This is a genomic window from Rhodoplanes sp. Z2-YC6860 (assembly GCF_001579845.1).
Taxonomy (GTDB): Bacteria; Pseudomonadota; Alphaproteobacteria; order Rhizobiales; family Xanthobacteraceae; genus Z2-YC6860.
The window spans coordinates 2,661,566-2,673,103 of the sequence record NZ_CP007440.1 but is presented as its reverse complement, the minus strand read 5'-3'; the positions used below and the strand labels follow the sequence as shown (position 1 = coordinate 2,673,103).

5 protein-coding genes (1 of these 5 running past the window's edge) are annotated in these 11,538 nt (G+C 67.0%); 2 read left to right on the top strand and 3 right to left on the bottom strand.

The window, feature by feature from the left end:
- Positions 1 to 90: 90 nt before the first annotated feature.
- Entirely contained in the window at positions 91 to 1,758 is a 1,668-nt protein-coding gene (locus RHPLAN_RS12335) for an adenylate/guanylate cyclase domain-containing protein (protein ID WP_068017982.1), read from the bottom strand.
- 274 nt (positions 1,759 to 2,032) lie between these two features.
- On the opposite strand from RHPLAN_RS12335, the gene RHPLAN_RS12330 reads away from it, so the two are divergent.
- Together RHPLAN_RS12330 and RHPLAN_RS12325 are read left to right on the top strand one after the other, a co-directional pair.
- The gene (locus RHPLAN_RS12330) at positions 2,033 to 2,701 is read left to right on the top strand and encodes a nucleotide-binding protein (protein WP_068017981.1); all 669 of its coding nucleotides are present in this window, start codon (positions 2,033 to 2,035) and stop codon (positions 2,699 to 2,701) included.
- Entirely contained in the window at positions 2,698 to 3,321 is a 624-nt protein-coding gene (locus RHPLAN_RS12325; RefSeq protein ID WP_068017980.1) for a YcjF family protein, read from the top strand. Before RHPLAN_RS12330 ends, RHPLAN_RS12325 begins: the two co-directional genes overlap by 4 nt.
- A gap of 53 nt (positions 3,322 to 3,374) precedes the next feature.
- On the opposite strand, the gene RHPLAN_RS12320 is transcribed toward RHPLAN_RS12325, so the two are convergent.
- A complete protein-coding gene (locus RHPLAN_RS12320) occupies positions 3,375 to 3,611 on the bottom strand; it encodes an MbtH family protein (RefSeq protein WP_068017978.1) in 237 nt (78 codons plus the stop codon).
- On the bottom strand, positions 3,611 to 11,538 hold the final stretch of the coding sequence (locus RHPLAN_RS12315; protein ID WP_198164882.1) for a non-ribosomal peptide synthase/polyketide synthase. It continues 23,182 nt past the right edge of the window; only the last 7,928 of its 31,110 coding nucleotides appear in the window; its start codon lies off the right edge, out of view; its stop codon occupies positions 3,611 to 3,613. Before RHPLAN_RS12315 ends, RHPLAN_RS12320 begins: the two co-directional genes overlap by 1 nt.

Here is an 11,538-nt window from a genome sequence, read left to right as displayed (position 1 = left end):
CGTCGCTCCTTCCCTTGTTTGGGCACGATCTTTTCCGAAAACCGCTTCACACTTTTCGGGATCATGCCCTGGCGGCCGGGCGATCCGCTCTCAACCTCCCGCCCACAGGCGCCGCAGCAATGCGGCGCGGTTGACCTTGCCGTGGAGAGTCCAGGCCGGCGAGGCGATCGGCGCCGCGTCCGAGAGAAACACCGTCGTGATGCCTTCAGGCCGGTGCAGCACCGCTTCGTCGTCATGGACCGGTATCAGGCCCGCGGCCTGGTAGACTTGCTCGGAGATCGCAAAGGCGCGGTCGCGTTCCGCGGCCAGTTTGCGCATTTCGTTGGCGACGTCGACGGCTTCACCGATCGCAAGGACCATCGGCGGCTCCGACGAACCGATCTCACCGATCGCAGCATGTCCTGAGTGCACGACCACGGAAATCTTGAGGCGATCGCTCTCGCGCCGGCCGAGCCGGTTGTTGAGATCGGCGATGACACCTTCGACAGCGCCCACCGCATCCAAAGCGCGCTGGGCGCAGACCTCGCCGGCGCCATCGAGACCGAACAGCGCGCAGACGCTGTCGCTCTCGACATAGCTCAGCGCACCTCCCGCGGCGCGGATCGCCTGACTCAAGCCGTCGACATAGACGGTGAGAATGTGCAGCAGATCCTGCGGCAGATGATCGCTGGCGAAGTCGGCGCGATTTCTGAAATCGCAATACAGCACGACCACGTCGTGTTCGCCGCTGCGCCGCGGTGCCGTGGCGCGATACACCGGACGCGCGGTGCGCACGATGGGGATCACGGACACATTGCCTTGCGGCCGCAGCTGGCACGCCAGCCGGACTTCGGCCGGCGCGTTGATCCGCGTGAGTGTGTCCTGCTCGTCTTTGGCGGGAGGTGGGCAATGCTCCTGGCCGGCGGTAACCCGGATGCGGCACGTCGAGCACCGCGCCCGGCCACCGCACATCGACGCGTGCGGCAGATGAAAGCTGCGGCTGGCCTCCAGCACCGACCAGCCGCGCGGAATGCTAACGGTCTGTCCGGGATAGGTCACCTGGACCAACCCCTTGGCCCGCCGCTCGATCAGGTTGCGGATCTCCCGCGCCATGAAAGCCGCGAAAATGATCGAGAAATACCAATTGAGCAGATTGTCCTTCCATTGCGCGATGGCAAGCCGTTGCTCGGTGTTCGCGGGGCTCAGATATTCCTGAGCCGCCGCAGAGCGCGGTGTACCGGCAAGCTCGCGGCCCATGGCGATGAAGCCCAGCCCTGAGAACACCGGCAGCAGCAGCGCGATGGCAAACAGCACCGGACGCAATTGCCTGAACCATTGCCGCCGGCCGAAGGCGAAGTTGAGTCCCAGGCATCCGTGAATCCAGCCGGGCGCCATCAATCCCAGCTGCCAGCCCTGCTGGCCGGACGCCCAGAGCACACCGACCACCCGGGTATAGTCGGACGACAGGCCGTACATGTCGTAAGCGAGCCGCGTGCCGGCGGCGTGGCCGATCAGAAGGATCGGCATGGTGAAGCCGAGCGCGATGCGGATGATTTCGAGCGGCGGCAGCCGAAAGGTGCGCCGCTCGTAGATGGCAAGCAGCGCCATCAGGAAATGCACGGTGGCTGCGCCATAAAGCAGGATCGTGCCGGGGACGCTGTACCAGACCTCGACCGCGATCGACATGCCGGCCTCGGCGGCGTCGAGCGAGACGAGGCCCAGCGCGTGGTTGATCAGATGCGCGGAAATGTAGAAAAACAGCACGAGCCCGGATGCCATCCGGAGATTCCGGCGGACCAAGCTGGAAAGCCGATCAGAAAACAATCCTTGCTCCTCCGCGGAACGCGAAGCGGTTTGCCGCGCCCAAAGACATAGCACGCCGAGGAGCCCGCTGAGCATCGCCTGCGCGACGAAACCAGGTTCGGTGCGATATCCGGGCTTTAGCCGCCGAAAAAATTGCCTCCCACCGGGAATATGGGCAATGCGCCATTAACCCGATATGATTCGGCGTCGAGTGATTCGTCGCGTAGCAACCCCAACAGGAGCCAGCTACATGGCGCATTCGATCATCACGGTCGCCACCATGAAGGGCGGCAGCGGCAAAAGCACGCTGGCGAGTTGCCTCGCCGCACATTGGCAGATCAACGGCCGCAACTCAGCGATCATCGACGCCGATCCGCAACGCACCATCGCGCGTCTCGCTGCGCGCGAGAAGGCGCTGGGCGGTGTGCATGTCGCCGAGGACGCGACTGAAGACGCCTTCAAGACCGCCCAGCGGCTGGTCGGTGACTACGAGAAAGTGATCCTCGACACGCCGGGCTTCCGCTCACAGGCGACGCTGGCCTGTCTGGGCGTCAGCGATTTCGTGCTGGTGCCGGTGAAGCCTTCACCGTTCGATGTCGACCGCATGCTCGACACGCTGAACATCCTGATCAACGGTGTCAGCGGGCGGCGGCCGATCTTCCGCTGCGTGCTGACGCAGACCACCCGTGAATCCGTGATCGCCAAGCACATCCGGTCGGAACTCGCCGAAGCCGGCTTCCCGGTGCTTGACAGCGAGATGACCAACCGCGTCGTATATGCCGAAGCGGCGCTATGGGGCGGTACTCCGAGCCTGATCGACAAGTCCGGCCCCGCAGCCCGCGAGATCGCGGCCATTGCCGACGAGGTCGAGCAGATATGCGAGAGCATGATCCAGGTGAAGCGGGCGGCAAACGCATGAACAAGAAGAAGCTGCCGAAGGCGGTGCTGCGGACCGCCGAGGACATGCGCAGCGCTGCCGATCGGACCGAAACCACCCCGCACCCGGTCGATCTCAACGAAAAGCCGGCTGCGCCTTCTGCCAACCAGCGGCCTGCCGCGGACAATGTCATCGAGTTGATACCCAAGACCGAGTCCGCGGTCGCGGACACGATCGTTGTGTCCGCGGCACACGACACAGCGGCCGCGCTACGCCGCCGCAAGGCGGTGGCGATCGTCGAGCGCCATGCCAACTGGTCGGCGGTCGGCGGCGTCATTCCGGTGCCGATCGCGAATGCCGCGGCCATCACGACCCTGATGGTGCGGATGATCAAGCAACTCAGCGCGCTCTACGGCGTGCCGTTCGAGCAGACCCGCACCCGCGCGGCGGTGGTTGGCTTGATGGGCGGCGTGCTGCCGACCGGTCTCGCCACCATCGCGACATCGACGCTCATGTATTTCGTGCCGGGATACGGCATGCTCAGTCTGGCGGTGTCGTCGGTGACGTCATCGGCCTATGCCCGCAGCATCGGGCAACTCTACATCGAGCATTTCGAGATCGGCGCGACACAGATCGACTTTCACAAGATCGTGCTGCGCTGAGCCACACCCAGCAGCAGTGCCCGCACTCGCGGGCAGCCTGACAACATCTCCGCTCAATTCAGCTTCTTGTTTCGCGCATCTTTTTCCATGCGGTCGATCAGACTTTTTGGCCGCATGTCAGTCCAATTCTTGTTGATGTAGTCGAGGCAGGCCGCGCGGGTGTCGGATTTTTTCGCGACCGTCCAGCCCTGCGGCACGTCCTTGAAGCTCGGCCACAGCGAATACTGCCCCTCGTCATTGATCAGGACGTGATAGACGCCATTTTCGTCTTCGAACGGGTTGGTGCTCATTACTTTCTCCTCTGGCCTGGAGTTTGGGCCGCGGCTGACTGCTGGGCAAGCTCGGCGGCGATGACAGTGCCGATCCTGTCGGCGGGAACCGGATCCATCATGTTGTCGTGCGCGCAATCGACCGGATGAACCTTGATCTCACCGGTGATGTAGCGGCGCCATTCATTGATCGGAGGCTTCGCTTCGCTGACGGTCGCAACAAAGAGCGAGATACCGCCGCGGAACCGTTGCGGCGAATGCGTCCGCATCAGCCGAGTGTTGTTCTTGAACGTGTCCATGATGGCTTCGTAGTGGTGTTCCTTCAGCGTGGACAGACCTTCACGCCGCAGCACGTCCAACAGATTCATGATCGGGTTGATCGCGACCTGACGCGACGGATTGTCGTCGTCGTCGAGCGCTGCCAGCATGCTTTCGTGCTGCACCGGATAGCTGTCGAGCATGGCTAGCAGAGCGACCTCCTCGCCTGCGGCTTGAAGCTGCGTGGCGATGGCATGCGCGACCAGACCTCCGAACGACCAGCCGAGCAGGTTATAGGGACCGCTGGGCTGCACCCGGCGGATCAGATCGACATAATCCGCGGCCATTTCGTCGATCGAGTGCGGCCGCAACGCACGCTGCGTGAGATTGCGCGCCTGCAAGCCATAGATCGGGTGCTCGGCCGGAATGTGCCGAATGAGCTTCGAGTATGGCCAGCTGAATCCGCCGGCGTCGTGGATGCAGAACAACGGCAGCTTGCTGCCGGACGGCCGGATTGGCAGAAGCACCTCGAAGTCGGACAGCGCTGGCCTGCCGCGGATCAGGCGCTTGGCGAGTTGTTCAACGCTCGGCGCTTCGAACAGGCTGCGGATGCTGAGCTCGGCATCCAAGCTGGCACGAATGCGGCTGATCAGCCGGATGGCCAACAGCGAATGGCCGCCCAGTTCGAAGAAATTGTCGTCGATGCCGACCCGCTCGACGCCCAGCACGTCGGCGAACAGGCCGCATAGAATTTCTTCCTGCGGCGTCCGCGGCGCGCGGCGCGTCCGCACCGCTGCGACCTCCGGGGCGGGCAGCGCGCGGCTATCGAGCTTGCCATTCGGCGTGAGCGGCAGTTCGGCGATCGGAACGATCGCCTGCGGCACCATGTAGTCGGGCAGACTGCCGCGAAGATGCTCGCGCAAGGCCGCAGGCGAGACGTTGCGGCCGACCGGCACCACATAGGCGACAAGTTGCTGGATGCCGGGCACGTCCTCACGGGCGATCACGGCGGCACGTGCGACACTCCCCTGCCGCAGCAACGCAGCTTCAATCTCACCGGGCTCGATGCGCAAGCCACGCAGCTTGAGCTGCGTATCGGCACGGCCGAGGAATTCGAGCACGCCGTCGGAGCGCCACCGCGCCAGGTCGCCCGTTCGATACATCCGTACGCCCGGCGCACCATGCGGGTCGGCGACAAACCGCTCTGCACTTTGTCCCGCGCGGTTCAGATAGCCCCGCGCCAGACCAAGCCCCGCGATATAGAGCTCACCGACAACGCCCGCAGGAACAGGCTCGAGGCCGTCATCCAGCACATAGGCCCGATAGTTCGGCATCGGGCGACCAATCGGAACATTGGAGCCGGTCTCGTCGCCGACCGTGCGCGAGATCGCGTCGATCGTCGTTTCGGTTGGACCGTAGAGATTGGTGATCTGCACGTTGGCAAGCTGACGCGCCACCTTGTCCTTGAACTGCGGCGAGAAAGCTTCGCCGCCCAGCGCAAGATGCTTCAGCGCGAGCGAATCCGGGACTTGATGCAAGATGCTTTCGAGATAGGACGGCACGCAGCTCATGAAGGTGACTGCAGCACGATCGAGCTCGAACCAGAATTGTTCTGGTGCCTCGCGGTCGTCGTCGCTGATGATGACGGCCGCGCCGCCTCCCATGAACGGCAGCAGCGTCTGCTCGATCGAGGCGTCGAACGACGACGAAATGAAGATTGCGGCACGGAAATTCTCATCCACGTCAAACTGCCGGCCGAGCGCCAGCATCTTGTTGACGAGGCTCCCGTGCTCGACCACCACACCCTTCGGCGTTCCTGTCGAGCCTGAGGTGTAGATGACATAAGCCGGGTGGCGCGGGTCGAGCGCGGTCGTTGGTGCCGTCGCGGGCTGCCTTGCGATCAGCGGCCAGTCGGCGTCGAGCCGCACCACGTGGCGGCCGGCGGCGGCAAGCTCCGGCAACTTCTCCAGCAGCGCCTGCTGCGTGATCAGCACCGGTGCTGCGGCGTCGGCCAGCATGAACGACAGCCGCTCGCGCGGATAGTTCGGATCGAGCGGCAGGTAGGCGCCGCCCGCCTTCAGGATGCCAAGCAGCCCCACCACCATCTCGGGCGAACGCTCCACGCACAGACCCACGACCGTCTCGGGTCCCACACCCAGGCTCTGCAGGTGCTGCGCCAGGCGGTTGGCGTGGTCATCCAGCGCCACGTAGCTCAGCTCGCGGTCCTCGAACACCACCGCGGTCGCCTCCGGCGTGCGGGCGGCTTGTGCTGCGAACAGCGCCGGCAGCGTCGCCGGTGTGAGCGGCCGCGCCGTGGCGTTCCAGCCCTCCAGGATCGTCGCACGCTCGTCCGCATCCAGGATCGACAGGCTGCCGATCGGACGCGATGCGTCCGTGACTGCAGCTTGCAGGAGACGGATCAGACGCTGGCCGATGCGCTCCACGGTCTCGCGCTCGAACAGGTCGGCCGCATACTCCAGCACGCCCTCGATGCCCGAGGCCTCGCCGTTCGGGCCCCGACGCTCGAGGAGCGCCACCGACAGGTCGAACTTCGCAGCCGTCGTTGCCACCGGCTGCGGGCGCGCCGTCAGGTTGGGCAGTTGCAGCGCCCCCGCCGCTCCGTCCTCGGTCTCGAACGCCAGCATCACCTGGAACAGCGGATGACGCGACAGCGACCGCTGCGGATTGAGCACCTCCACCAGCCGCTCGAACGGCACGTCCTGGTGCGCATAGGCCGACAGGTTGCCGCCCCGCACCCGACCGATCAGCTCCGTAAACGACGGGTTGCCCGACGTGTCGGTGCGCAGCACCAGCGTGTTGACGAAGAACCCGATCAGCTCGTCCAGCCCAGGATCGCTCCGCCCCGCGATCGGACTGCCCAGCGCGATGTCGGTGCCCGCCCCCAGCCGCGTCAGCAGCGCAGACAGACCCGCCTGCAGCACCATGAACAGGCTCGAACCCGTGCGCCGCGACAAGGCCACCAGCTGCCGGTGCAGATCGGCATCGAGCCGGATCGGAACATGCCCGCCGCGGTGGCTCGACACCGCGGGCCGCGCCCGATCCGTGGGAAGCTCGATCTGCTCGGGGAGGCCGGCTAGCGCCTCCTTCCAGTACGCGAGTTGCGCCCCGATCGCGCTGTCGGAGACGCCCTCCTCGCCCAGCACGTCGCGCTGCCACAGTGTGTAGTCCGCATACTGCACCGGCAATGCAGGAAGCGACGCTGCCTGGCCTGTAAGCCGTGACCGGTACAGTGCGCCCAGATCCCGCAGCAGCGGACGCAGCGACCAGCCGTCGCCCGCGATGTGATGCAGCACCAGCAGAAGAACATGCTCCGTGGCCTGCTGCGGCTCCGTCTCTGCGCTCCCATCAGTGCTGGCGCTCTCGACCGCGAACAGCTGCGCCCGCAGCGGCAGCTCATGCGCCAGATCGAAGCCGCGGCTTGCCACTGTGCTCAGTGCCGATGCAAGCTCGTCTTCGCTCACAGTAGTGATCTCGAGCCCAAGCCGCGCCGCTTCCGGTGGCAGCACCTCCTGCCGCGGCACGCCCCCCGTCTCCGGGAACACCGTCCGCAGGCTCTCGTGACGTGCCACCAGGTCGTTCAGCGCGCCTTGCAGCGCTCCGCGGTCGAGCGGGCCAGACAGTCTCACAGCAACCGGGATCAGGTAGGTGCCGCTGCCCGATGCTGGGGCTTCGTCAAGCGGGCGGCCTTCCGTTCCACTCTCCAGCCGGTCCAGGAACCACAGCCGCCGCTGCGCATACGACAGCGGCACCTCGGCGGGGCGGGTGACGGCCTGCAGCGGCGCCCGCAGCGCTGCGCTCTCCGATGTGAGCCGCCGTGCCAGCGCACCCACGCTCGGCGCCTCGAACAGGCTCCGGATCGCGACCTCCACACCGAGGCTCGCTCGCACCCGTCCGATCAGACGCATCGCCAGCAGAGAATGTCCGCCCAGCGCAAAGAAGTCGTCGTCGAGACCCACCCGCTCCACGCCCAGCACCTCGGCGAACAGCGCGCACAGCACAGCCTCCGCAGGCGTCCGCGGTGCGCGGTGCGGGAGCTCCGATGGGCCACGCTCCGGCGCCGGCAGCGCGCGGCGGTCGAGCTTGCCGTTCGGCGTGAGCGGCAACCGCTCCAGCACCACGAACGCAGACGGCACCATGTAGTCCGGCAGCGACCCAGCCAGCGCCGCGCGGAGTGCAGCCACGTCGATCGCGGCTCCCGCCTGCGGCACCACGTAGCCGACGAGGCGTTGGTCGCTGCTGCGGCCACTGGATGTATCGTCCGCCCGCGCCACCACGGCCGCCGCGGACACCGACGCCTGCCGGGTGAGCAGCGCCTCGATCTCGCCGGGCTCGATCCGGAAGCCGCGCAGCTTCACCTGCGCGTCCGCACGGCCCAGGAACTCCAGCACGCCGTCCGCTCGCCACCGTGCCAGGTCGCCGGTGCGGTACATCCGTGCACCCGCAGCGCCATGCGGGTCCGCCACGAACCGCTCCGCCGTCAGGCCCTCGCGGTGCAGATAGCCCCGCGCCAGGCCGACACCCGCGAGGTACAGCTCCCCGGCCACGCCCGCAGGCACCGGCTCGAGCGAAGCGTCGAGGACGTAAGCCCGCGTGTTCCAGATCGGTCGCCCGATCGGCGGAGCTTCGGCGGTGGCGTCGAGCTCGTCTCGATCGAGCGCCATCGCGGCCGACCAGATCGTGGTCTCGGTCGGGCCGTAGAGGTTGATCAGGCTGCGGCCCTTCTGCCGCAGCGCCTGCGCCAGTTCCCCCGGCAGCGCCTCGCCGCCGGTCAGCATGGTGAGCTGCTGCAGCGCCGGCAGGGCTGTATCGCCCGTCTCGCTCAGCAGCGACTGCCACAGCGTCGGCGTCGCCTGCATCACGCTGGCGCGGCTCTCGGCGATGTGACGGGCCAGCGCCTGCGCGTCCTGCACGGTGTCGCGCGATGCGACGATCACGCAGGCCCCGCGCAGCAGCGGCAGGTAGAGCTCCAGCGCCGCGATGTCGAACCCGATGGTGGTCACTGCCAGCAGCCGGTCCTCAGGCGTCAGCGGCACCGCCTCGCCCATCGCGCCGAGGAAGTTGCTCAACGCACCATGCGGCACCATCACGCCCTTGGGCTGACCCGTCGAGCCCGAGGTGTAGATCACATAGGCCGGATGGCGCGGATCGGCCGTGACGGCCGGAGCCGCCGCGGGCTTGCGCGCGATCAGCGCCGCATCGGCGTCGAGCCGCACCACGTGGCGCTCCGCGGGGGCAAGCTCCGGCAGTTGCTCCAGCAGCGCCTGCTGCGTCACCAGCACCGGCGCCGCGGCATCTTCGAGCATGAAGGCAAGCCGCTCGCGCGGATAGTTCGGATCGAGCGGCAGGTAGGCGCCGCCGGCCTTGAGGATGCCGAGCAGTCCCACCAGCATCTCGGGCGAGCGCTCGACGCACAGACCCACGACCGTCTCAGGCCCCACGCCCAGGCTCTGCAGGTGCTGCGCCAGGCGGTTGGCGTGGTCGTCGAGCGCCGCGTAGCTCAGCTCGCGATCCTCGAACACCACCGCGGTCGCCTCCGGCGTGCGGGCGGCTTGTGCTGCGAACAGCGCCGGCAGCGTCGCTGGTGTGAGCGGCCGCGCCGTGGCGTTCCAGCCCTCCAGGATCGTCGCACGCTCGTCCGCGTCCAGGATCGCAAGGCTGCCGATCGGACGCGATGCGTCCGTCACCGCAGCCTCCAGCAGACGGATGAGACGCTGCCCGATGATCTCGACCGTGTGACGATCGAACAGGTCCGGCCGGTAGTCGAACCGCAGTTGTAATTGCTCGCCCGGCTGCACGATCAGCGCCAGCGGATAGTGCGTCGCATCGCGGCCCGCGACACCGCCGAGCTTCAGCCCGTTCGTCTGTTGATTGAGAGCAGCGCGGTCCACCGGATAGTTCTCGAACACCACCAGCGTGTCGAACAGCTCAGAGAGCCCCACCGCCTGCTGGATCGACGCCAGCCCCACATGCTGATGCGCCAGCAGCGACGACTGCCGCTCCTGCGTCCGCTTCAAGAGGTCGAGCAGCGGCAGCTGCGGCGGCAACTCCATCCGCAGCGGCAGCGTGTTGATGAACAGACCCACCATCCGCTCGGCGCCGGCAAGCTCCGCAGGACGGCCCGCCACCGTCACGCCGAACACCACGTCGTCGCGGTTCAGCTGCCGGCCCAGCAGCAGGCCATAAGCGGTCTGCAGCACCGTGTTCAGCGTCAGCGCATGCTCGCGGCCGAACCGGGTCAGCGCCTGAGACAGTTGTGCATCCAGCGACAGCACCACCTGCTCGGGCGCAACCGCAGCCTCCCCCTGCGTCGGACGCGCCGCCAGGTGCGTGCCCTCCTCGAGGCCCGCCAGCGTGTCGCGCCACGCTGCGAGAGCTGCGGCCTGATCCTGCGCGGCGATGAAGGCGAGGTAATCCCGGTACGGCGTCACCGGTGGCAGCGAGGCCGTGCTGCCGCCCTGCCCATAGGCCGAGAGCACCTCACTCACCAGCACCGGCGCAGACCAGCCGTCCATCAGCAGGTGATGGTTGCTGATCAGCAGACGGTGCCGCTGCCCCGACAGCCGGATCAGCCCGAACCGCATCAGCGGAGCCGCCGCAAGATCGAACCGCTCCACGCGGTCGGCGTCGCGGATCGACGCAAGACGCTGCTCCTGTTCGTTGTGATTCAGTCCCGACAGGTCGTGCAGCCGCCACGGCACCCCCGCCCGCCGCGCGATCACCTGCACCGGGCGCGTCAGCCCCTCGTGCCGGAACGCCGCCCGCAGGCTCGCATGACGCGCAACCACAGCCTGCACAGACGTCCGCAGCAGCTCCTCGTCCAGCGTGCCTTCAAGCTCCAGCTCGAGCTGCACCGTGTAGACGTCAGGACCGCCCGCGTCATACAGCGCGTGGAACAGCAGCCCCTCCTGCAGCGGCGACAGCGGCAGGACGTCTTCGATCGCCGGTGACCTCCTCTCGATCGCCTCGAGCTCATCCTGCGTGAGCGCCACCAGCGGCACGTCGCCCGGCGTGCGGCCCCCCGCACCGGCATCCTGCTCGACATGCCGCACCAGCGCCGTGAGCGCCGCAAACCAACGCTCGCCGAGATCGCGGACCAGCTCTTCGCCTACATGCCGTGACGCAAAGCTGATCGTGGCACTGAGCTCCGGCCCTGCCGCGCCATCCAGCGTCAGTGCGTTGATCTCGATCAGATGCGCCAACGGCATCGCGGGATCGCCGAACACCACACCCTCGAGCTCGGATGCCATCGGCCAAGCTGCAGCCCGATCCTGACGGTCTTGGTCACCCTGCGAGCCGAACCGGCCCAGATAGTTGAAGCCCAGTTCCGGCGCAGGCAGCCCGGAAAGCGCCGCCGCCGTCTCATCGTTCAGATGGCGCAGCAGCCCGTAGTGCAGTCCCTTCTCAGGGATCTGTCGCAGTTGCTCCTTGATGCTCTTCACCGCACGGCCGAGTGCTATGCCTCCCGCCAGCGCTGCCGCAACGTCCACCGCACCGGCATCGAGCCGCACCGGATAGAGGCTCGTGAACCAGCCCACCGTCCGGCTCAGATCGACGTCGGCGAACACCTCCTCGCGGCCGTGCCCCTCAACATCCAACAGCACCGCGCTGCTGCCGGCGCTGGAGTTTGTTCCGTTACCACCCTGCCGACGCCGCCAGTCCACCAGCGCCA